The organism is Streptomyces sp. NPDC101234 (assembly GCF_044767525.1).
GTDB classification, from domain to species: domain Bacteria; phylum Actinomycetota; class Actinomycetes; order Streptomycetales; family Streptomycetaceae; genus Streptomyces; species Streptomyces sasae.
In genome coordinates, this window is the sequence record NZ_JBIWOA010000020.1 from 185,582 (window position 1) to 208,144 (window position 22,563).

Sequence of the window (22,563 nt, forward strand, 5' to 3'; positions counted from 1 at the left end):
GCTGGCCCATTCGGGTGGCGCGCGTCCGGGGTGCCCCTACGGGCCGGTGCGGCCCTGGAGCACCTCCAGCAGGGCCCGTGCCCTCGCCGATCCGGTCAGCTCCTCCAGTGTCACCGGGCGGCCCTCCGCGTCCGCGATCGGCAGGCGCCAGTTCGGGTACTGGTCCCAGGTGCCGGGCAGGTTCTGCGGGCGGCGGTCGCCGACGGTGTCCGGGAGCCAGACGCCGATCATGCGGGCGGGGGTGCGCAGCAGGAAGCGGTGGACGGCCCGGATCTCGGCCTCCTCGTCACCGGCGTCGGACGAAGCGAGCAGGCCGAGCCGGGTCAGCAGCGCCAGCCACTCGGCGGTGTCGGCCGCCGCCTCGGCCCGTTCCACCTCCAGCGGGCGGGTCAGCAGGCCCAGCCGGTCGCGGAGTTCGACGTGTTCGCCGGTGAGGCGGGCGGCGGTGGGCGGCAGGTCGTGGGTGGTGGCGGTGGCGAGGCAGTCGGCGCGCCAGCGGTCCGGGAGGAGAGGCCGGCCGTCGCCCTCCCAGTCCCGTTCGAACCAGAGGACCGAGGTGCCGAGCACCCCGCGCCGCTGGAGCGTCTCGCGCACCCCCGGCTCCACGGTGCCCAGGTCCTCCCCGATCACCACGGCTCCCGCCCGGCCGGCCTCCAGGGCCAGCAGCGCGAGCATGGCCTCGGCGTCGTAACGGACGTAGGTGCCCTCCGTCGGCGGTCGCCCCTCCGGCACCCACCACAGCCGGAACAGACCCATCACATGGTCGATGCGCAGGGCGCCGGCGTAGCGGAAGAGGGCGCGCAGGAGCCGGCGGAAGGGGGCGTGGCCGGAGGCGGCGAGGCGGTCGGGGCGCCAGGGCGGCAGGCCCCAGTCCTGGCCGCGGGCGTTGAAGGCGTCGGGCGGGGCGCCGACGGACATCCCGGCGGCGAAGACATCGCGCTGCGCCCAGGCGTCCGCGCCCTGGGGGTGCACGCCGACGGCGAGGTCGTGGACGATCCCGACCGGCATCCCGGCGTCCCGGGCGGTGCGCTGGGCGGCGATGAGCTGGGTGTCGGTGAGCCAGGCGAGCCGGGAGTGGAAGGCGACGCGGTCGCCCAGCTCGGCACGGGCCCGGGCGGTCCCGGGTGAGCGGGGGTCCCTCAGGGCCTCGGGCCAGCGGTGCCAGTCGGAGCCGTACTTCTCGGCGAGCGCGTACCAGGTGGCGTGGTCCTCCAGCGCCTCGCCCTGTTCCGCGAGGAAGGCGTCGTACTCGGCCTGCCGTGCCGGGGTGAGCGCTGCGGCGGCCGCCGTCTCCAGCGCCTCCCGCTTCAGCTCCCACACCGCGTCCCGGTCGATGAGTGCGCCCTTGTCGAGGACGGCGGACCGCAGCCGTTCGGCGCGTTCGGCGAAGGAGTCCACGCCGGTGTACTCGGGGACGGACTCCAGCCGCAGATGCACCGGGTCGGGGAAGCGGCGGGAGCAGGGGCGGTACGGGGACGGGTCGGTCGGGGCGCCGGGCACGGCCGCGTGCAACGGGTTGACCTGCACGAATCCGGCACCCGCGGTGCGTGCGGCCCAGTCGGCGAGGTCGGCGAGGTCGCCGAGGTCGCCCATGCCCCAGGAGCGGCTGGACAGCAGCGAGTAGAGCTGGACGAGGAGTCCGTACGAGCGGGTGGCGGGGGTGGGCAGCCGGTCGGGGGCGACGACGAGGTGGGTGCGGGCGGTACGGCCGTCGGGGGCGGTGGCGGTCAGCAGATGGACGCCGAGCGGCAGGTCCCGTACGTCGTCGCGCGTCTCCCCGTCCTCCGTCCGCAGCTCCAGACGGGTGCCGGCGGGCAGGCCGAGGGCGATCTCGCCGGCGCCCGTCCAGTGCACGACGGTCGGCGGCAGCAGCCGTTCGGCGAGGTCCCGCTCCCGGTCGGCGAGGGCGGTGCGAACGGCCTCGGGGCCGCTCGCGTCGACGCCCAGGGCGCCGAGGGCGGCGATCACCGCGACGGCGGAGGCGGCGACCGTACGGTCCGGGGACGGGCTGTAGGAGGTGGCGACGCCGTGCAGCTCCGCCAGCCGGGACAGCTCCCCGTCACAGGGATCGGCTTCGCTCATCTACAACCCCGGCTCACTGGTCAGCGGAGCCGCGTCGGCGAGCGGCGGTTCGCTGGTGAGGGGCTCGGCGTCGGGCAGCGGCGGCTCACTGGTCAGCGGCGCCTGGGCGCACGCGCCCTCGGCGCTGAACACACAGAGATGGAGCTCCTCCTCGGTCTCCACCGGGGGTTTGAACTGGGCCGGGATCGGATGGTGAACCGTTACGGCCACGGTGGCCTCCTTGTCGGTACGTCGGGTGGGGGCGTTCGCCGGGTCAGAGCAGGCCTACCCCGTGAACGGGACGGCACTCTCGACGGGCACCGGAGCGCACCGGAGCGCACCGGAGCGGCACACTATTCACTCAGTACATGTAGCGGGTGTATATTGATCTCCATGAGCACCCGGCACATCCTTCTGGGACTGCTGGAGGCCGGGCCGAGTCATGGCTACGACCTCAAGCGGCGCCACGACGAGCGTTTCCCGCAGGCCCGCCCGCTGGCCTACGGGCAGGTCTACACGACCCTGCAGCGCCTGGTCCGCGACGGCCTGGCGGCGGTGGAAGGCACCGACGCCGACGGCGGACCGGAGCGGACCCGCTACCGCTCGACGGAGGCGGGCACGCGGGAACTGGCCCGGTGGGCGGGTGCGGTCTCCCCGCCGGCGCCGTTCGTGACGAACGAGATCTTCGCCAAGGTCGTGGTGTCGATCCTCGCCGGCGGCGACCCGGCGGCCTACCTGCGCGACCAGCGCGCCGCGCACATGGAGCGGATGCGGGAGCTCACCGCTCTCAAGACGGCGCGGAACGCCGATCTGACGACCGTGCTCTCGGCGGACTTCGCCCTCAACCACCTCGACGCCGACCTCCGCTGGATGCACACGACGGCGGACCGGCTCACCACTCTGACCGCGGAGGTCGACTCAGCATGACCGACAACGGGGGCACCCCACCACCGCTGCTGGCGGGCCTGGACCTGGCCAGGGCGCACGGCAGGACCGAGGCCCTGCGCGGCGCCTCGGTCGAGCTGCGCGCGGGCGAGATCCTCGCCGTGACCGGCGCCAGCGGCAGCGGGAAATCCACGCTGCTGCACTGTCTCGCCGGGATCGTCCGGCCGGACGCGGGCTCGGTGACGTACGCCGGGGAGCGGCTGGACCGGCTGCCGGAGAAGCGGCTGAGCGAGCTGCGGCGGACCGACTTCGGGGTGGTCTTCCAGTTCGGGCAGCTGATCCCGGAGCTGACGGTGCTGGACAACGTGGCACTGCCGCTGATGCTCGCGGGGGCGACGCGTACGGACGCCCGGGCGCGGGCCGGCGAGTGGCTGGAGCGGTTCGGGGTGCGCGGGCAGGGGGAACTGCGGCCGGGCTCGATGAGCGGCGGGCAGGCCCAGCGGGCCGCGCTGGCCCGGGCGCTGGTGACCGGCCCGAAGGTGGTCTTCGCGGACGAGCCGACCGGGGCGCTGGACTCGCTGGCGAGCGAGCAGGTGATGACCGCCCTGGTGCACACGGTCCGGGAGGCGGGCACGGCCGTCCTGCTGATCACGCACGACGCCCAGGTGGCGGCGTACGCGGACCGCGAGGTGCGGCTGAGCGACGGGGTCGTGCTGACGGCGGAGGTGGCCGCATGAGGGCCGATCTGCGGCTCGCCTGGCTGCTGACCCGGGGATCGGACCGGCGGGAGTGGTGGCGCATCGTGCTGACGGCGGCCGGGGCGGCCCTGGCGACCGGTCTCGGGCTGGCGGTCGCCGTGCTCCTGTCGCTGGACGGCCAGTACAGCGTGTCGGTCGGCTCCGGGCTTCTGGACCGGCCCGGAACCCGCGACGGAATGGTCGTCGCGCTGATGCTGCTGCTCGTCCCGGTGTTCGGGTTCCTCGGACAGTGCGCGCGGATCGGCGCGGTGTACCGGGACCGGCGGCTGGCCGCGCTGCGGCTCGCGGGGGCGGCGCCGGGCCGGGTACGGCGGATCGCGGCGCTGGAGACGGGTCTTGCCTGTCTGCTGGGCTCCGGGCTCGCCACCGCCGTCGCGACTCCGGTCCTGCTGTCCCTCTGGTCGCGGCCGACCGCCCTCGCCTGGGCCGGGATCGTCCTGGTGGCCGTGGGTGTGCCGGCGCTGGGCGCGGCGGTGAGTGCGCTGGCGCTGCGCCGGGTGGTGGCCTCGCCGCTCGGCCGGGTACGCCGGGTGCGGCCCACGCGGCCTCCCGGGCGGGTGTTCCTGGTGGTGAGCGGCCTGTGCACGGTGTCGGTGCTGCTGACCGTGCTGACCCCCGACAACGGCGACCGTCTCGCCTCCTCCCCCGCGCGGCTGTCGGTCTTCGCGCTGATCGTGCTGGTCGGCGTCGCGGTGGTGTGGCTGCCGGGCTGGTGGTCCGGGCTGCTCGGCCGGGTGCTCGCGGTCCGCGCGAGCCGGCCGGCGCTGCTCATCGCGGCGGAACGGCTGCGCGACGACCCCTGGGCGGCGGCCCGCACGAACGCGGCCGTGCTGCTGGTGACGCTCGTGGGCACGGGCTTCGCCGGTGTACGGCAGGTGCTGCTCGCCGATCTGCACGCCATGCGCCGCGACGGCTCGCTCGGCACGGACGTGGCCTTCTACACGACGGGGATCGACCTGACGGCCGCCGCGCTCCTCGTCTCCCTGGCGATCGTGCTCTGCGCTCTGGCCGTCGGCACCGCCGAGTCCCTGGCCACCCGGCGCCGGGGACTGGCCGCGCAGACCGCCGCCGGAGTGCCGCGCGGGGTACTGGTCCGGGCGCTGCTGTGGGAGACCGCGCTGCCGCTGGCCCCCGGTGTGGTGGTGGCGGGTGCGGGCGGGACGGCGATCGGCGTCTGGTACGCGGCGCTCGCCACGGAGCACACCGCCCCGGCGGTGCCGTACGCGGCGCTGCTGGTCCCGGTGGTCGTGTACGCGTGCTGCCTGCTCGCCACGGCCACCTCGCTGCCCCTGCTGCGCCGCTCGGTGCACCCGGCGGAACTGCGCTACGCATGACCGCCGGATGAGCGTCCGGTCCCGGGGGCGCAGGGGACCCCCGGGACCGGATCACGCAGGTGCCCGGGTATGCGAAAGCCCGGATCGTCAGGCGGAGATGCCGTCGATCCGGGCCAGGGCGTCGTCCGCGCCGTACGGCTGCAGGTACGGCAGCCAGCGCGGGTCCCTATGGCCGGTGCCGATGATGCGCCAGGCCAGGCCGGTGGGTGGAGCCGGTTTGTGCCGCAGCCGCCAGCCGATCTCGAAGAGATGGCGGTCGGCCTTGACGTGGTTGCAGCGGCGGCAGGACGCCACCACGTTGTCCCAGACGTGCTGACCCCCGCGACTGCGCGGGATGACGTGGTCGACGCTGGTTGCGACGCCACCGCAGTACATGCACCGGCCCCCGTCGCGCGCGAAGAGCGCCCTTCGGGTGAGAGGAACGGGCCCCCGGTAGGGAACCCGTACGAATCGCTTGAGCCGGACCACGCTGGGTGCGGGGACTGTGACGGTTGCGCTGTGCATATAGGCGCCGGATTCCTCCAAGGCGACTGCCTTGTTCTCCAGGACGAGGATGAGCGCGCGGCGGAGCGGTACGACGCCGAGCGGCTCGTACGACGCGTTGAGGACCAGGACATGCGGCACGGGTGCCTCCTTGGGCGTCGGCGGCGCGTGGCTCGCGCCGGGACGATCTGTGGCCAGTCTCCCCTCTTGCCTGGTGGACGCGCCACCATGTCCCGGTAACGGGCTGGGAGTGTTTTCGACCACACCGCATTCATCCCCCGGTCGCCCACCGCTTCAAGCGGGCCTGTTCAGGCGGGGTGAGCACAGTCTCTCCTTCTTGTATCGGTGGGGCGCACATCCAATGCCCCGTTAGTGTGGTTGTCCTGCCCGTCCGGTGACCTTTTCGTGACCTTGACCGCCGTACCTGACCCGGAACGCCGTACCGGAGGGCAGTACCGCACCGCCTGGAGGTACCCGCCGTGTCCTTGCCCGCCGTCCTACTGGCCGCCGGTTCGTCGCCGTCGCCGACTCCCTCGGAGTCGTCGACCCCGGCGGTGCCCACGCTCCAGGACGCCCAGGAGAGCGCCACGAACGCCGCGAGCTGGGTCGAGCAGAACTGGTCGACCTGGCTCGCGATCGGTCTGAAGGTGCTGCTGATCCTGGTGATAGCGGTGCTGCTCAGAAGGGTGGTGCTGCGGTCGATCACGAAGCTCATCGACCGGATGAACCGCACGGCCGAGTCCGCGGAGGGCACCACCCTCGGAGGGCTGCTGGTCAACGCCGAGCGGCGGCGGCAGCGCTCCCAGGCGATCGGGTCCGTGCTGCGGTCGGTGGCCAGCTTCGTGATCCTGGGCACGGCCGCGCTGACGGTGCTGTCCGCGTTCCAGATCAACCTCGCGCCGCTGCTGGCCTCGGCCGGTGTCGCCGGTGTGGCGATCGGTTTCGGTGCCCGCAACCTGGTCACGGACTTCCTGTCCGGCGTGTTCATGATCCTGGAGGACCAGTACGGCGTCGGTGACACGATCGACGCGGGCGTGGCCTCCGGCGAAGTGGTCGAGGTCGGTCTGCGGGTGACCAAGCTGCGCGGCGACAACGGCGAGATCTGGTACGTCCGCAACGGCGAGGTCAAGCGCATCGGCAACCTCTCGCAGGGCTGGGCCACGGCCGGGGTCGACGTGACCGTGAAGGCCAGCGAGGACCTGGACCGGCTCCGGGCCACCCTTGACGCCGTCGCCGAGAAGATGGGCAAGGAGGAGCCCTGGAACGAGCTCCTGTGGGGCCCGATCCAGATCCTCGGCCTGGACTCCGTCCTCATCGACTCGATGGTGGTCCGCCTCTCCGCCAAGACCATGCCCGGCAAGGCCGCGGCCGTGGAGCGCGAGCTGCGCTGGCGGATCAAGCGGGCCTTCGACGCGGCGAACATCCGGATCGTGGGTGGCGTACCGACCGTACTGAGCGAGGCCGAGACCCCGGACCCGACGGCCGCGGTGGCCGCACCGGCGGTGTTCTCCGACTCGGACTCACCCCAGGTGGCGGCGACGACCCCGATCGCTCCGCAGCGGTCGTCCGCGCCCGGGAAGTAGCGGAACGGTTCAGCACGCTCGTTCGAGTGAACGGTGGGGCATTCCGGCGTCATACAGCGTCGCGGACGCCCCATCGTTCTGCCGGGGCACCCAGCGGGGGCTTAGCCTGGCATCAATCCGACGAGGAGACCCAGTGATGAGCGCGGAGCCGATCATGGAGCCGGTCATGCCGCAGGTAGACCCCATCGACCTGTTGATCGCACTCGAAAAGGCAGCGTCGCCGATGCCGATTCGAGCGGAGTACGTCGAGGGGACGGGCTACGTGCCACCTCAGCCAGAACACCGGCACAACGCGGGTGCCGTGAAGCTCATCGTCCAGTTTCACCTGGCCGGACTGGACATGGCCGGTGTGAACGACGGCTTCCGAGTGCCCCACCCAGACGGTCGGACGATGGCTTTGGTCGTCCCGGACTTCTACGTATGCCGTCGCAATCCCACCGAACTCGACGAGTCGTACCGCAAGGCCCACAGGGGCTGGTACCCCATCGCCATGATCGCCCTCGTCGGCGAGGTCACCTCGACCAACCACGAGACCGACACCGGCCCCAAGCTCCGCACCTACGCGGCCGCGGGCATCCCCGTCTACGTCCTGATCGACCGCCACGCCAGGACGGCCCACTGCTACACCGACCCCGTCCTCCCCGGCGACGACCCCACCGAGGCCTACTACAGGACTGACGAGAAGGTGAACCTCGGCGACCCGCTCCCCCTCCCGGCCCCCTACCCCACCCTCGACACGGCTCCGTTCCTCGACGACTGAGCGCGCGCACGACGCGGCGAACATCCGGATCGTCGGCGGGGTGCCGATCGCCTCGGAGCGGTCGGCGGCTAGGCAGTGGCGCCGCCGCAGGTGAGCCGGTAGGCCTCCTTGATCCACGGGTGGTTCCCGGGATCGACGCCGCAGGCCAGGGAGGCGCCGGAGTCGCCCTTGAGCCAGGTGATCACGCTGCCGTAGACGTCCCGGCCGCCGGAGCAGGTCATGGTGAAGCTCGCCTCGACGACGTTGACGCCCTCGGCCTCGACATAGCGTCCCGGGTGGCCGAGGAAGTCGGCCTGCGGGTCGTGGTGCACGCGGTCGGCGGACATCTCCCCCGGAGCCGCCAGCCCCTCGGCGTCCGCCCACTTCAGCCGTTTGGCGACCGCGACGAGCACGCGGTGCGCGGAGACGCTTGTGTCGCTCGTGTCGACCCGGGCCACGATGGTGCGTACGAGCCGGGGGTGGAAGGTGATCCGTCCGTCACTCCTGCCCACCTTCACGACCGGGGAGACCTCGGTGAGCCGGACCTCCCGCGTCACGTCGGTCCACCGGAAGGTCCCGCCCTGGCAGGCGGCGGCCTTGGCGGCGGCCGCCACCTTGGCCGAGGGTTCGGTCCCGGCCCTCTTCTCCGTCGCCGTGGTGCAGCCCGCCGCCAGGACGAGTGTGCCGAAAACCGCCGCGATGTGCCGCCGCCTCACTTCGCCTCCTCGGCGAGGGCGCTGCGCAGCAGTCTTATGAACAAACGTCTTCGAGGGGGCATGGCCGGTCGCCGTTCTTCTGGTCGGTGTCGGGATCAAAGATCAGGAAGCCGTGAGGAGGACCCTTCTGACCAGCGCCGACGTGGATCGTGACGCAGCTGTGATCATGGAGCCCGGACTGCCCGGATTCAGATGGTCTTCACAGGCCCCCCGCATTCTCCGCGCCCGAGTGATGATCTAGGGTCACCCCACCACGGGTCCTTGTTCTGGAGCGCGACGTCGCCCGGGGACCCGTTCGAATGTGGGGATTCATGAGAAAGATCGCCATAGGTGCCGCCCTGTCCGGCGCCCTGGCCCTGGCCGGTATCGCGGCGCCCGCCGCCTCCGCGGCCACCAGCACACCCGACCTGAAGTTCACCGGCGTGACGGTGAACAACGGCAAGGCCATCGTCGTCGGCACCGCCAAGACGGTGAGCGTGCCGGTGACGTACACCCTGACCCGGCCGGTGGATGTGAACATCGACGGCGACACGGCGTTCGCCGGGGTGATCCTGTACCGCGGCACCCTGAAGTCGCTGCAGAACATGGTCGGCCCCGACGACCTGCCCACCTGCACGACGACGGCGACGACGGACACGACCGTCACCGCGAGCTGCACCGAGAAGGTCGTCATCGACCCGACGATGGACCTGTTCGAGGCCGCCGACGCCACCACCTGGAAGGCCGGCGGCCTCTACAGCCACAGCGACAGCACGAGCTCGGACGACTTCCTCAGCATCAACGCCGGAACCGCGATCTGGGGCAACCTGGGCACGGCGAAGGTGCAGCGCGCGGCCAAGCTGACCGCCGACGCCTCGCCGGAGCCGGTGGCCAAGGGGAAGACGATCACCGTCAAGGGCAAGCTGACCCGCGCGGACTGGGACGCCGCCGCGTACAAGGGCTACTCGGGGCAGAAGATCGTCCTGCAGTTCCGCCCCGCGAGCAGCACGACGTACACGGACGTCAAGGCCATCACCTCCGGCACGGGCGGCGCGCTGTCCACGACCGTGAAGGCGTCGAAGAGCGGCTACTACCGCTATGTCTTCGCCGGTACGACGACCACCGCGGCGACGAAGGCCGCGGGCGACTACATCAAGGTGAACTAGCACCTTCGACCCCCTCGCCACAGGGCCCGCCCGGTCTCCCGGGCGGGCCTTTCGCATGTCCGCGCCCGTTCAAGCCCAGGTAACGACTGCATTGCCGCGCAGGCGGGCTATTGACGCCCCCCTTCCGGCGGCCTACGTTTTCCAGCCAACAGGAAACTTTCCTAACAGTGATCAAGGTCGAGCGGATCCGGCGGGTGCTCCGACGGGTCTCCCGGGTGGACCGATCGCCCTGGTCACTGGGAAACTGAGCGGCTGGAAAGGCAGGTGTCGAACCACATGGCAGGAACCGCCGGTACGCCGGGCACCCCTCGCGTGCTGCGCGCCATGAACGACCGCGCCGCACTGGACCTGCTGCTGGAGCACGGCCCGCTGTCGCGCACCCGGATCGGCAAGCTCACCGGCCTCTCCAAGCCGACCGCGTCCCAGCTGCTGGCCCGCCTGGAGGCGGCCGGGCTGGTCCTGGCGACCGGCACCAGCGAGGGCCGCCCGGGGCCCAACGCCCAGCTCTACTCGGTCAACCCCGCCGCCGCCCACGCCGCCGGGCTCGACGTCAACCCCGCCCGGATCCGGGCCGCCGTCGCCGACGTCACCGGCCGCACGGTCGGCGAGTACGAGCTGCCGACCCCGGGCAGGCGCTCCGCGCAGTCCGTCGTACGGCAGGTCACCGACGCCCTGGACGGCGCGGTGAAGGCGGCCGGGCTGGCCCGCGACGACCTCCACCGGGTCGTCGTCGGCACCCCCGGCGCCTTCGACCCCAACACCGGCCGACTGCGCTACGCCTCGCACCTGCCCGGCTGGCACTCCCCCGCGCTGCTCGACGACCTCGCCGCCGCGCTGCCGATGCCCGTCGAGTACGAGAACGACGTCAACCTCGTCGCCATCGCCGAACAGCGGCTCGGCGCGGCCCGCGGCCACGGCGACTTCGTGCTGCTGTGGAACGAGGAGGGCCTCGGCGCCGCCCTGGTCCTCGGCGGCCGGCTGCACCGCGGCTGGACCGGCGGCGCCGGCGAGGTCGGCTTCCTGCCGGTGCCGGGCACCCCGCTGGTGCGCCAGGTGACCAAGGCCAACAGCGGTGGTTACCAGGAACTCGCCGGTGCGCAGGCCCTGCCCCGGATCGCCCGCGAACTCGGCATCGAGGACCTGCCCACCGGCTCGCACTCCGAGGTCGCCGCCGAACTCGTCGGCCGCGCCGCCGATCACGGCAGCGGACCGCACCGCGAACTCCTGCGGACCTACGCGACCCGGCTCGCCACCGGTCTCGCCTCCCTCGTCTCCGTCCTCGACCCCGAACTCGTCGTCCTCAGCGGCACCGTCCTCACCGCCGGCGGCGAGGTGCTGCGCACCCTCGTCCAGGCCGAGCTGGAGGAGCTGGCGGCCGCCCGGCCGCGGCTCGTCGTCGGCGACGTCCGTGAACACCCCGTGCTGCGCGGCGCGCTGGAGAGCGCGCTCGCGACCACCCGCGACGAGGTCTTCGACACCTCGCGCTGAGCCCCCCGCAGACCCCCGCACAGCCAGTCCTTCCCTCGCTCACCGCCCGCCCAGGGAGATCTCGCCATGCCCATACCCTCCGCTGCCCGAAAGACGGCTTTTGCCCTGACCGCGGCCGCCAGTTCGCTGGCCCTGCTCACCGCCTGTACCGGCCAGTCCTCCTCCGGCGCCTCCGACGACGCCTCCGCGAACACCACCATCAACTTCTGGCACGCCTGGAGCGCACCGAACGAGGTGAAGGCGGTCAACGCGCTGATCGCCGGCTTCGAGAAGGCGCACCCCAACATCCATGTCAACGTCGTCTCCAACATGACCGACGACAAGATCAACCAGGCGCTGCGCAGCGGCGGCGACAAGGCCCCGGACGTCATCTCGTCGTTCACCACCAACAACGTGGGCAAGTTCTGCTCCTCGGGCGCGCTGGTCGACCTCAACCCGTTCTTCAAGAAGGCCGGCATCGACCCGGAGACGACGTTCCCGAAGGCGATGAACGAGTACACCCAGTACGACGGCAACCGCTGCACGGCGCCGCTGCTCGGTGACGCGTACGGCCTCTACTACAACAAGACGGCGTTCGAGAAGGCCGGCATCACCAGCCCGCCGAAGACGTGGACCGAATTCACGGCGGACGCCAAGAAGCTGACGATCACCCAGGGCGACAGCTACAAGCAGCTCGGTTTCATGCCGGACTACCACGGCTGGGAGACCACGACCGAGCACTACGCGGCGCAGTTCTCGCCGACGTACTTCACCTCCGACGGCAAGTCGGACATCGCCAAGGACCCCGCTTTCACCGAGGCGTTCACGCTGCAGAAGAACCTCGTCGACGACCTCGGCGGATTCCAGAAGCTGGAGAAGTACCGGGCGACGCTCGGCGACGAGTGGGGCGACAAGCACCCCTTCCAAACCGGCCAGGTCGCCATGCAGCTCGACGGCGAGTGGCGGCTCGGCATGGCCGTGGACGCCAAGACGAAGTTCGACATCGGCGTGGCGCCGCTGCCCGTGCCCGACGACCAGGTCGCGCAGTACGGCAAGGGCTACATCACCGGCACCATCGCCGGTATCGCCGCCACCAGCAAGAAGCAGAACGCGGCCTGGGAGTTCGTCAAGTACATCACCACGGACACGGACGCGGTGGTGAACTTCTCCAACGCCATCCACAACGTGCCGTCCACGCTGGCCGCCCTGAAGTCGCCGAAGCTGACGTACGACCCGCGCTTCAAGACCTTCCTGGACATCGCCGCCAACCCGAACTCCACGACATCTCCCGCCTCCATCAACGGCGGTGTGTACCTGGCGACGATCCAGAACTTCGGATACGACTACGAGAGCGGCAAGGTCAAGGACCTCAAGTCCGGTCTGGCGGCCACGGCCCAGCAGATCGACACGGACATCGCGCAGGCGAAGTAGCGATGAGCACCATCACGTTGGCGTCGAAGCGCCGCAGGTCGGCGCTTCGTACGGCCGCCTTCATGTCGCCCTGGCTGATCGGGTTCTCGGTCTTCTTCGCGTACCCGATGCTCTCCACGGTCTACTTCTCGTTCATGCACTACGACGGCTTCAGACCGCCGACGTGGAGCGGCACGAAGAACTGGACGTACGTCTTCGAGCACTACCCCTACTTCTGGCCCGCACTGCGCAACACGCTCTGGCTGGTCCTGGTGACCGTCACGCTCCGGGTCCTGTTCGGGCTCGCCATCGGCCTGCTCATCACGAAGATCAAGACCGGTACGGGTGTCTTCCGCACCCTCTTCTATCTGCCCTACCTGGCCCCGCCGGTGGCCGCCACCATGGCCTTCGCGTTCCTCCTCAACCCCGGGACGGGACCGGTCAACTCGATCCTGGAGAAGACCGGCATCCCGGCACCGGGCTGGTTCAACGACCCAGCCTGGTCCAAGCCCGCCCTCACCCTGCTGTTCCTGTGGGGCGTCGGCGACCTGATGGTGATCTTCATGGCCGCGCTGCTGGACGTGCCCAAGGAGCAGTACGAGGCGGCCGAACTGGACGGCGCCTCGGGGTGGCAGCGGTTCCGGTTCGTCACCCTCCCCAACATCTCGCCGATCATCATGTTCGCCGTCGTCACGGGCGTGATCGCGGCCATGCAGTGCTACACCCAGCCGCTGATCGCCGGAAAGGTCGCCTCGGGCGTGATCCAGGGCGCGGGTACCCAGTTCGAGCCCGGCTACCCGGAGAAGTCGACCCTCACCCTCCCCCAGCTCATCTACAACCTCGGTTTCCAGCGCTTCGACTACGGCTCCGCGTGTGTCGTCGCCCTCGTGCTCTTCGCCCTGTCCATGGTGTTCACCGCGTTCCTGATGCGGCGCCGGGGCGGTCTCATCCAGGCAGGTGACTGACGATGACCCAAGTGCTGGACCGGCCGGCGCGGCTGACGCCCCAGCCGGTGTCCGCGGCCGAACGCACCGCCCGCCGCAAGGCCCTGCTGAACTGGGTGGCGGTCCACTCCCTCGGCGTCGCCGCCGCCCTGTTCTTCACGCTCCCCTTCGTGTTCGTCTTCCTGACCTCGCTGATGAGTGACAGCCAGGCCCTGAGCCGGGACCTGATCCCGCACACCTGGGAATGGAGCAACTACCGGCGGGTCTTCGACACCCCGGGCTTTCTGACCTGGTGGAAGAACACCCTGCTCTACGCCGGCCTCGGCACCGTCCTGACCGTCGTCTCCTCGCTGCCGGTGGCGTACGCGCTCGCCAAGTTCCGCTTCCGGGGCCGCAATCTCTCCCTGATGCTGGTGATCTCGATGATGATGCTGCCGCCGCAGGTGGTCGTCATCCCGATGTACCTGTTCTGGGCGAAGCAACTGGACCTCTCCGGCACCCTGTGGCCGCTGATCGTCCCGCTGGCGTTCGGTGACGCGTTCTCCATCTTCCTGCTGCGCCAGTTCCTGATGACCATTCCGAACGAGTACCTGGACGCGGCGCGGGTGGACGGCTGCGGCGACCTGCGGACCCTGCTCACGGTCGTCGTCCCGATGGCGAAGCCGGGCATCGCGGCGGTGGCCCTCTTCCAGTTCTTCAACGCCTGGAACGACTACTTCGGCCCCCAGATCTACGCCTCGGAGAACCCGGGCGCCTGGACCCTCTCCTACGGCCTGGAGTCGTTCAAGGGCATGCACCACACCGACTGGAACCTGACCATGGCCGCGACCGTGCTGGTCATGGCCCCCGTGATCCTCGTCTTCTTCTTCGCCCAGAAGGCGTTCGTCGAGGGCGTCACGCTCACCGGAGTGAAGGGTTAACCAAGCATGAAACTCACTGTGGTCGGCGGAGGCTCGACCTACACCCCCGAACTCATCGACGGCTTCGCACGGCTGCGGGACACCCTGCCCGTCGAGGAACTGGTGCTGGTCGACCCGGCCGCCGAACGCCTGGAACTGGTGGGCGGACTGGCCCGCCGCATCTTCGCCAGGCAGGGCCATGGCGGCCGTATCGTCACCACCTCCGACCTGGACGCGGGCGTCGAGGGCGCCGACGCGGTGCTGCTGCAACTGCGCGTCGGCGGCCAGGCGGCCAGGCAGCAGGACGAGACCTGGCCGCTGCAGTGCGGCTGCATCGGCCAGGAGACGACCGGGGCGGGCGGCCTGGCGAAGGCCCTGCGCACGGTCCCGGTCGTCCTGGACATCGCCGAACGCGTCCGCCGCACCAACCCGAACGCCTGGATCATCGACTTCACCAACCCGGTGGGGATCGTGACCCGGGCCCTGCTCCAGGCCGGCCACAAGGCGGTCGGGCTGTGCAACGTGGCGATCGGCTTCCAGCGGAAGTTCGCGAACCTGCTCGGCACCACCCCGTCCGAGGTCCACCTCGAGCACGTCGGCCTCAACCACCTCACCTGGGAGACGGCGGTCCGCCTCGGCGGCCCCGAGGGCGACAACGTCCTGCCCAAACTGCTCGCGGAGCACGGCGAGACGATCGCCGCGGACCTGAAGCTGCCCCCGGCCCTCCTCGACCGCCTGGGCGGCGTGATCCCCTCCTACTACCTGCGCTACTACTACGCGCACGACGAAGTGGTGCGCGAGCTGGGCACCAAACCCTCCCGGGCCGCCGAAGTGGCGGCCATGGAGCAGCAGTTGCTGGAGATGTACGGCGACCCGGCCCTGGACGAGAAGCCGGAGCTGCTCGCCAGGCGGGGCGGCGCCTACTACTCCGAGGCGGCGGTGGACCTGGCCGCGGCCCTGCTCGGCAGCACCGGGAACCCCTACCAGGTGGTGAACACGTACAACGGCGGCACGCTGCCCTTCCTCCCCGACGACGCGGTGATCGAGGTGCAGGCGGCGGTGGGTCCCTCCGGCGCCGTGCCGCTGGGCGTGCCGGACGTCGACCCGCTGTTCGCGGGCCTGGTGGCGAACGTGACGGCGTACGAGGAACTGGCCCTGGAGGCGGCGCTGCGCGGCGGCCGCGACCGCGTCTTCAGGGCCATGCTCGCCCACCCCCTCATCGGCCAGTACGAGTACGCCGAAGCCCTGACCGACCGACTGATCGCGCACAACCGGGAGCACCTCGCGTGGGCCTGACCGCAAGTGTCCTCGCCATCGACGCGGGCAACAGCAAGACCGACGTCGCGGTGGTGGCGGCGGACGGCACCGTCCTCGCCACCGCCCGCGGCGGGGGGTTCCGGCCGCCGGTGGTGGGCGTGGAACAGGCCGTGGACGAGGTGGCGGCGGCGGTCGCCGAGGCGTACGGCGCCGCCGGGGTCACCTCGGCCGCACATGTCTCGGCCTGCCTCGCCAACGCCGACTTCCCCTTCGAGGAACGGCAGTTGGCCGCCGCGCTGCACACGCGTGGGTGGGGTGCGACGGTCGAGGTCCGCAACGACACCTTCGCGATCCTGCGGGCCGGCGCGACCGAGCCGCGCGGAGTCGCCGTCGTCTGCGGCGCCGGCATCAACTGCGTCGGCATGCGCCCCGACGGCCGCACCGCCCGCTTCCCCGCGCTCGGTCGTATCTCCGGTGACTGGGGCGGCGGTTGGGGACTCGCGGAGGAGGCCATGTGGCACGCGGCGCGCGCGGAGGACGGCCGCGGGGAGAGTACGGCCCTCGCCCGCACCCTGCCCGCGCACTTCGGGTACGGCACCATGCTCACGCTGATCGAGGCGCTGCACGTGGAGGAGGTCGATCCGGTCCGCCGCCACGAGTTGACGCCGGTGCTGTTCGCCACGGCGGCCGACGGCGACCCGGTGGCACGGACGGTCGTGGACCGGCTGGCGGAGGAGGTGGTGACCATGGCCATGGTCGCGCTGACCCGCCTGGAACTGCTGGACGAGGAGACACCGGTGCTGCTGGGGGGTGGGGTACTGGCCGGGGGCCATCCACAGTTGGACGACGGGGTACGGGAGTTGCTGGCGGCCCGCGCCCCGAAGGCGGTCCCGAGGGTGGTGACGGCACGTCCGGTGCTGGGCGCGGCACTGCTGGGGCTGGACGCGGTGGGGGCGGGGGTTGATGTGCAGGGGAGGGTGCGCGGGTACTTCGAGGGGTGAGCCGGGGTGGGGGCTGGGCGGGGGTGGGGACGCTTACCGGCGCTTGCAGGGTGCCTCCCCCCAGAGGGGGCCCCAGCCCACCCGTGCCGCCCTGGGGGCACCTCCCAGGCCCTTAAGGCACTGGGGGAGGCACGACTTCCCGCGACTGGAGAGAAGCGTCTGGGCAGCGCCCCGTCAGGGGCGCTGGGGGTACCCCCGGCCGAAGGCTGGGGGAGGAACTGCGCGACCAGCCCCCACCGGCCGACAGCCCGGAACGCTCCCGCACCACCCCTCCGGAACCGAACCGATTCCCCCGGCGTATTCATGGGCAGGGGTTCCACTGCGATCCGATCAAGATCCAGTGACGGCCGGTGCCGAATGTCAGTCCGGGCGGCGATACTGGTCGGCGACCGGATGGCCATGGGGGAGGTCGAGTGACACACCCGCCGATCAGCAGCGCGGCACCGCCAGGAGCAGGCCCCGCCCTGCCCGCCCCGCCACCCCCTCGGCGCACCGCATTCGCAGAGGGCGTCGACCGGTTGCGCACCGCGGCGACGACGGAGCCCGGCCGGCTCCGTCTCATCGGCGCCGTCCTCGCCCTCCTGATCGTCGCCTTCGGTGCCGTCACCGCCTGGCAGATGACCGCCCGCGCGACCGCGGCCGACGACGTGCTGCACCACAGCCAGCCGCTCAGCTCCGACGCGGCCGAGATCTACCGTTCGCTGGCGGACGCCAACACGGCCGCGTCCAGCGCCTTCCTGGCGGGCGGTCAGGAGACGGACGCATCCCGCAAGCTGTACGAGTCGGACATCCGGAATGCCGCCGCGCTGCTGGTCACCGCCGCCTCCAACGCCGAAGCCGGCTCGCCCGCCGACCAGGCCGTGACGAAGCTGAACACGCTGCTGCCGGAGTACAAGGGGCTCGTCGAGCGGGCCCGGGTGTACAACCGGCAGGGCTACCCGGTCGGCGGCGCCTACCTGCGGTACGCGAACGACAAGATGCAGCAGGACATGCTTCCGACGGCGCAGGACCTCTACGAGACGGAGAACACGCGGCTGTCGTCCGACTACGCGGACGCGACCCCGTACCCGTGGGCGGCGATGGCCCTCGGCGTCGTCGCCCTCGCCGCGCTCGCCTGGGCCCAGCTGCGCCACTACCGCCGTACCAACCGCCTGTTGAACCACGGCCTGGTCGCGGCTTCCGGGGCGACCGTCGTCACGCTGCTGTGGCTGGTCGTCGGCCAAACCGTCGCCCGCTCCGGCCTGGAGGGTTCCTACGAGCACGGCGTCCGCTCGCTGACCGTGCTGCACGACGCCCGGATCGCCTCCCTGAAGGCGCGCGGGAACGAGAACCTGAGCCTGGTGTCCCGGGGTGCCGAGACCATCGAGGTCGACGGCAAGAGCTACGACACGTACTACTACCACTTCGACCAGGAGATGGCCGCTCTCGGCGACGGCCTCGCACAGGCCGCGAAGCTCGCGGACGCCCCGGCGGACAGCAAGCCCGTCGTGGCGGCCGAGGGCAACATGAAGGTGTGGAAGCAGCGGCACTCGGCCGCCCGTCAGGCGGACGAGAACGGCGACTACCAGACGGCGCTGGACGAGGTGATCGGCACGAAGGACGCGACCGCCGAGTGCTTCAAGAGCGTCGACGACAACCTGAACACCGCGTTGACGCTGGAGAAGCACGAGTTCCAGCAGCGGGCCACCGACGGGCGGGACGCGATGACCGGGCTGCCGATCGGTGCCGCCATGCTGGGAGTCGCGGCCGCGTCCGGCGCGCTGTTCGGCATCGGGCGCAGGCTTTCGGAGTACCGGTGAGAGGGGGCGTGGCGGTGTTCGTGCGAAGGTTGAGGTCCTCCCTGCGCGGCTGGGGCGGGGTGGGTGCGATGGCCGTCGGGTGTGTCCTGGCGCTGGCGTTCGTCCTGCTGCTGCCGCTCACCCAGTCCCACGGCGAGAGCGGCGAGGGCGGCGACGGCGGCACGCTCGGCGGGCAGGGCCTCGCCAACGGCAGCCAGGCGAAGGCCGGCTCCTGCCAGGAGTCCGAGGCGCAGAACGACACCTGGTCGCCGTCGAGCGCCGACGGCCCGACCATCGAGGCGATCAAGGCCCGTAAGGGCGACGCGCGGAAGCTGATCGTCGGCGTCGACCAGAACAGCTACCGCTGGGGCTACCGCAACCCGAACAACTCCGATGCGGATCTGGAGGGGTTCGACATCGATCTGGTGCACCAGATCGCCCGGGACATCCTCGGCGACGCGAACGCCGTGATCTTCAAGGCGATCCCGACGAGCCAGCGGATACCGGCGGTCCAGAACAAGCAGGTCGACATGGTGGTGCGCACCATGACCATCAACTGCGAGCGGCTCGACGATGTCGCGTTCTCCGCGCCGTACTTCAAGACCGGCCAGCAGGTGCTGGCGCCCAGGTCCTCGTCGATCAAGGGATACGACGCGACCCTGGCGCACAAGACGGTGTGCACGGCGGACACTTCGACGGCGTTCAAGAAGGTGACCGCCGACAAGGGCTCAGGGAAGCTGCCCTCCACCGTCAAGGTCGTCACCGTACCCAACCAGCTGGACTGCCTGGTGCGGTTGCAGCTCGGCGAGGTCGACGCGGTGATCACCGACGGCGCGCTCGCCGCCAGCCAGGCCGCCCAGGATCCGACGCTCAAGCTGGAGGGCCCGGCGGTCACCACCGAGTACTACGGCGTGGCGATGAACAAGTCGGCGCAGGACCTGGTGCGTCGGGTCAATCAGATCCTGGTCGACTACCGGGCCGACGGCTGGCAGGCGTCGTACGACAGATGGCTGTCGGCGACACTGGGAACGGACTCGTCGGCGTCGAAACCGCCCGCGCCGCAGTACCTGCGCAAGAGCTGACCCGCATCCGCGAGCCCAGCCCCGACAAGCGAAGCGAGAGGTGATCGATGGGCGTCACGGACCCCGCCGGGCCGGTGATGGACCGGGACGAGGTGGACCGTGCGCTGGCGCGGCTCGGCGCGGAGCACGAGGCGATCGAGACCTCGCTCCTCGCCCTGCAGGACCACGCGGGCCGCAGACTCCTCGAAGGCGCCGAGCTCACGGGGACGACCCGGGAGCGGTGGACGGCCGCCGAGGCATCGATCACCCTGCTGTGGGCGTACTTCGACGCCTACACGGACGCGTTGCACACCGCCCGGGCGATCCGGGCCCGGCGCCGCTGGTCCAGCCGTGAGGACCTGGTGGAGCTGACCGAGCTGCTGCGCGGCGACTCGATCACGGTGGCGGGCAGCGCGACGGCCACGGCGAACGCGCCGACGCTGCTGTCGGCGGCGGGCCGGCTCAGCGAGCGTTTCTCGCTGGCGGCCCTGGTCGACCGGATGAACGAGCTGTACGCGACCTCGCTGGACATGGTCGTCACCGCCGACGCGGTGTGGTCGGCGCTGCCCGCGCGGATCGATTTACTCGCCGCGGAGCTGCAGCGCACCCGCAAGCTGGCGCACTCGGTCGGGGTGCGTCCCGGCGAGCACCCGGCGGGCGACGACCTGGAACGGATCACCCGGATACTGACGAAGCTGCGTGAGGACGTGGTCTCGGACCCGCTGGCCTTCTGGGTTCCGGCGCCGGGGAGTTCGGCGCCGGGCGGCGGCCGTCCGGACACCACGGTGTACGACCGGGAGGCGCGGGCGCTGGAGGAGGTGCGGCGGGAGATCGACGCCGTGCTGACGGTACGGCAGGACGCGGAGGCCCGGCTGATCAGGCTGCGGGACGTGCTGTCCCGCGCGGACCGCACCCTCGCCGAGGCGCGCACCGCACGCGGTGAGGTGCTGGCGAAGATCGCGGCGACCGAGGTGCCGGTGGTCAGCGGCCCGCCGACCGTGCTGCAGGAGCAGCTGGCGACGGCCGCCGAGTACCGCAGGCAGGCCCAGTGGCACCGGCTCTCGCCGCTCCTGGAGTCCCTGGAGCAGAAGGCCGAGGACGAACTGCTGCGGGCCCGTGAGTCGTTGACGGCGGTCACCGCGCCGCTGGCGGTGCGCGCGGAGCTGCGCGGCCGGCTGGACGCGTACAAGGCGAAGGTGGCCCGGCACGGGCTGGCGGAGGACCCGTTCCTGATCGAGCGGTACGACGCGGCCCGGCGGATGCTGTGGAGCGCGCCCTGCGACCTGCGGGTGGCGGAGCAGGCGGTGCTGCGCTACCAGCGGGCGGCGGCCGAGGCGCTGGGCGCCCCGCGCGTGCCGCAGCAGAGCGGACCCGAGGACCGGAGGGGGGAGTGACGGTGAGTCAGGCGGGACAGTCGTGCCAGCGGCCGGGCTGTGAGGGGTCGTACGAGGACATGGGCGGCGGTGAGCTGTACTGCGACACCTGCGGTCTGGCTCCGGTCGTCTCGTCGAAGGGGATGGTCGGCTCGCCGGCCACCGGGCTGACGGCGGGCGGCAAGGACTCGGCGGGCAGCGGGAGTTCGGGCTCCAGCGGCCGCAGCAGCCGCAGCACCTCGCGTACGTCGTCGCAGTCGTCGAAGTCACGGCGCTCGGTGTCGGGGCGGCTCTCGCGCTCCCTGTCGGGGAAGTCGACGGGCCGTTCGGTGTCGGTGCGCAGCTCCGGTTCGGCGACGAGCGGGTCCGGGCGCAGCCGGCTGGGCGCGGGGCTGGTCGCGGTGCCGCAGGTGCCGAAGCCGGATCCGCGCGAGATGGTCCTGGAGAACCCCGAGGTGCCCGAGCGGAAGCGGTTCTGCTCGCGCTCCGACTGCGGGGCGCCGGTCGGGCGTGCACGCGGTGACCAGCCGGGCCGGACCGAGGGGTTCTGCACCAAGTGCGGCAACCCGTACTCGTTCGTGCCCAAGCTGAAGTCCGGCGATGTGGTGCACGGCCAGTACGAGGTCGCGGGGTGTCTGGCGCACGGCGGTCTGGGCTGGATCTACCTGGCCGTGGACCGGGCCGTCGCCGACCGCTGGGTGGTGCTCAAGGGTCTGCTCGACACCGGTGACCAGGACGCGATGGAGGCGGCGATCTCCGAGCGGCGGTTCCTCGCGGAGATCGAGCACGCCAACATCGTGCGGATCTACAACTTCGTCGAGCACCTCGACCAGCGCACCGGCTCCCTCGACGGCTACATCGTCATGGAGTACGTCGGCGGCAAGTCCCTGAAGGAGATCGCCAACGACCGCCGTACCCCGGAGGGCCGCCGGGACCCGCTGCCGGTGGAGCAGGCGTGCGCGTACGGCATCGAGGCCCTGGAAGCCCTGGGCCACCTGCACAGCCGCAACCTGCTGTACTGCGACTTCAAGGTCGACAACGCCATCCAGACCGAGGACCAGCTCAAGCTGATCGACATGGGCGCGGTGCGCCGGCTGGACGACGACGAGTCGGCCATCTACGGCACGATCGGCTACCAGGCCCCGGAGGTCGCCGAGGTCGGCCCGTCGGTCGCCTCCGACCTGTACACGGTCGGCCGTACCCTCGCCGTCCTCACCTTCGACTTCCAGGGCTACACGACCGTCTTCGTGGACTCGCTGCCCGACCCGGACAACATCGAGGTCTTCCGGCAGTACGAGTCCTTCTACCGGCTGCTGGTCCGGGCCACCGACCCGGACCCGGCCCGCCGGTTCGCCTCCGCGCAGGAGATGGCCGAGCAGCTGACCGGGGTGCTGCGCGAGGTCGTGTCGGTGCAGACCGGCACGGCCCGGCCCGCCCTGTCGACGCTGTTCGGGCCCGAGGTGAAGGTCACGGACACGGAGCTGTTCCCGAAGCTGGCCGGCGACGTGTCCCGGCTGGGCACGCGGGCGGTCGCCTCCCGGACGCTCGCGCTGGAGCCGTGGGGCGGGGGCGCGGCCCCCGCCCCCCCCGCGCGGGGGCGGCCCCACCCCCCCCCCCCCCCCCCCCCCCCCCCGCCGGGCCCCCAGGTCGACCAGCGCCACCCCCACCC

General features: G+C 71.5%; 20 protein-coding genes. 16 read left to right on the forward strand and 4 right to left on the reverse strand.

Features of this window, described 5'->3' with window-relative positions:
- Positions 1-36 precede the first annotated feature (36 nt).
- Both malQ and ACIRR9_RS32850 read right to left on the reverse strand, forming a co-directional pair.
- Positions 37-2,082 (reverse strand): 4-alpha-glucanotransferase, encoded by a 2,046-nt coding sequence (malQ, locus tag ACIRR9_RS32845; protein WP_403759299.1) that lies wholly within the window; start codon positions 2,080-2,082, stop codon positions 37-39.
- Positions 2,083-2,292 carry a hypothetical protein gene (locus tag ACIRR9_RS32850; protein WP_403251967.1) on the reverse strand — a complete coding sequence of 70 codons (210 nt, stop codon included), beginning with the start codon at positions 2,290-2,292 and terminating at the stop codon, positions 2,083-2,085.
- 162 nt (positions 2,293-2,454) lie between these two features.
- On the opposite strand from ACIRR9_RS32850, the gene ACIRR9_RS32855 reads away from it, so the two are divergent.
- From ACIRR9_RS32855 to ACIRR9_RS32865, 3 genes are read left to right on the forward strand one after another with little or no spacing between them, the layout of a single operon-like run.
- Positions 2,455-2,988 carry a PadR family transcriptional regulator gene (locus ACIRR9_RS32855; protein ID WP_403759302.1) on the forward strand — a complete coding sequence of 178 codons (534 nt, stop codon included), beginning with the start codon at positions 2,455-2,457 and terminating at the stop codon, positions 2,986-2,988.
- Positions 2,985-3,683 (forward strand): ABC transporter ATP-binding protein, encoded by a 699-nt coding sequence (locus ACIRR9_RS32860; RefSeq protein WP_403759305.1) that lies wholly within the window; start codon positions 2,985-2,987, stop codon positions 3,681-3,683. Before ACIRR9_RS32855 ends, ACIRR9_RS32860 begins: the two co-directional genes overlap by 4 nt.
- Positions 3,680-5,038 (forward strand): ABC transporter permease, encoded by a 1,359-nt coding sequence (locus tag ACIRR9_RS32865; protein ID WP_403759308.1) that lies wholly within the window; start codon positions 3,680-3,682, stop codon positions 5,036-5,038. The genes ACIRR9_RS32860 and ACIRR9_RS32865 overlap by 4 nt, the downstream gene beginning before the upstream one ends.
- A gap of 87 nt (positions 5,039-5,125) precedes the next feature.
- Here the strand turns inward: ACIRR9_RS32865 and ACIRR9_RS32870 are convergent, their stop codons facing one another.
- Complete coding sequence (locus ACIRR9_RS32870; protein ID WP_093502957.1) at positions 5,126-5,662, reverse strand: HNH endonuclease; 537 nt, start codon at positions 5,660-5,662, stop codon at positions 5,126-5,128.
- 338 nt (positions 5,663-6,000) lie between these two features.
- On the opposite strand from ACIRR9_RS32870, the gene ACIRR9_RS32875 reads away from it, so the two are divergent.
- The gene (locus ACIRR9_RS32875) at positions 6,001-7,104 is read left to right on the forward strand and encodes a mechanosensitive ion channel family protein (RefSeq protein WP_403759311.1); all 1,104 of its coding nucleotides are present in this window, start codon (positions 6,001-6,003) and stop codon (positions 7,102-7,104) included.
- A gap of 136 nt (positions 7,105-7,240) precedes the next feature.
- A complete protein-coding gene (locus ACIRR9_RS32880) occupies positions 7,241-7,864 on the forward strand; it encodes a Uma2 family endonuclease (protein WP_403759313.1) in 624 nt (207 codons plus the stop codon).
- A 68-nt stretch (positions 7,865-7,932) separates the two neighbouring features.
- On the opposite strand, the gene ACIRR9_RS32885 is transcribed toward ACIRR9_RS32880, so the two are convergent.
- A complete protein-coding gene (locus ACIRR9_RS32885) occupies positions 7,933-8,559 on the reverse strand; it encodes a hypothetical protein (RefSeq protein WP_403759316.1) in 627 nt (208 codons plus the stop codon).
- Between the two features lie 311 nt (positions 8,560-8,870).
- Between ACIRR9_RS32885 and ACIRR9_RS32890 the strand changes: the two genes are divergently transcribed.
- The 11 genes from ACIRR9_RS32890 to ACIRR9_RS32940 all read left to right on the forward strand — a co-directional run.
- Positions 8,871-9,704, forward strand: a complete 834-nt coding sequence (locus ACIRR9_RS32890) for a hypothetical protein (protein WP_403759319.1) — start codon at positions 8,871-8,873, stop codon at positions 9,702-9,704.
- A gap of 276 nt (positions 9,705-9,980) precedes the next feature.
- Complete coding sequence (locus tag ACIRR9_RS32895; RefSeq protein WP_403759321.1) at positions 9,981-11,192, forward strand: ROK family protein; 1,212 nt, start codon at positions 9,981-9,983, stop codon at positions 11,190-11,192.
- Positions 11,193-11,258: 66 nt separating this feature from the next.
- Positions 11,259-12,602, forward strand: coding sequence for an ABC transporter substrate-binding protein (locus ACIRR9_RS32900; protein WP_403759324.1), 1,344 nt, complete (start codon positions 11,259-11,261; stop codon positions 12,600-12,602).
- Positions 12,603-12,604: 2 nt separating this feature from the next.
- Entirely contained in the window at positions 12,605-13,546 is a 942-nt protein-coding gene (locus ACIRR9_RS32905) for a carbohydrate ABC transporter permease (RefSeq protein WP_385678327.1), read from the forward strand.
- Between the two features lie 2 nt (positions 13,547-13,548).
- The gene (locus ACIRR9_RS32910; protein ID WP_403759327.1) at positions 13,549-14,445 is read left to right on the forward strand and encodes a carbohydrate ABC transporter permease; all 897 of its coding nucleotides are present in this window, start codon (positions 13,549-13,551) and stop codon (positions 14,443-14,445) included.
- Between the two features lie 6 nt (positions 14,446-14,451).
- On the forward strand, positions 14,452-15,720 hold the full coding sequence (locus tag ACIRR9_RS32915; RefSeq protein WP_403759330.1) for a 6-phospho-beta-glucosidase: 1,269 nt from the start codon (positions 14,452-14,454) through the stop codon (positions 15,718-15,720).
- Positions 15,711-16,682 carry an N-acetylglucosamine kinase gene (locus ACIRR9_RS32920; RefSeq protein WP_403759333.1) on the forward strand — a complete coding sequence of 324 codons (972 nt, stop codon included), beginning with the start codon at positions 15,711-15,713 and terminating at the stop codon, positions 16,680-16,682. Before ACIRR9_RS32915 ends, ACIRR9_RS32920 begins: the two co-directional genes overlap by 10 nt.
- Before the next feature lie 413 nt (positions 16,683-17,095).
- Positions 17,096-18,481: a hypothetical protein gene (locus tag ACIRR9_RS32925; protein WP_403759336.1), complete on the forward strand. Its 1,386-nt coding sequence runs from the start codon at positions 17,096-17,098 to the stop codon at positions 18,479-18,481.
- 14 nt (positions 18,482-18,495) lie between these two features.
- Positions 18,496-19,542: a glutamate ABC transporter substrate-binding protein gene (locus ACIRR9_RS32930; protein WP_403759339.1), complete on the forward strand. Its 1,047-nt coding sequence runs from the start codon at positions 18,496-18,498 to the stop codon at positions 19,540-19,542.
- Between the two features lie 47 nt (positions 19,543-19,589).
- The gene (locus tag ACIRR9_RS32935; protein ID WP_365344832.1) at positions 19,590-20,915 is read left to right on the forward strand and encodes a hypothetical protein; all 1,326 of its coding nucleotides are present in this window, start codon (positions 19,590-19,592) and stop codon (positions 20,913-20,915) included.
- Positions 20,916-20,917: 2 nt separating this feature from the next.
- Positions 20,918-22,563: serine/threonine protein kinase (locus ACIRR9_RS32940; protein WP_403759342.1), on the forward strand; the 1,646-nt coding region annotated here is incomplete at its 3' end.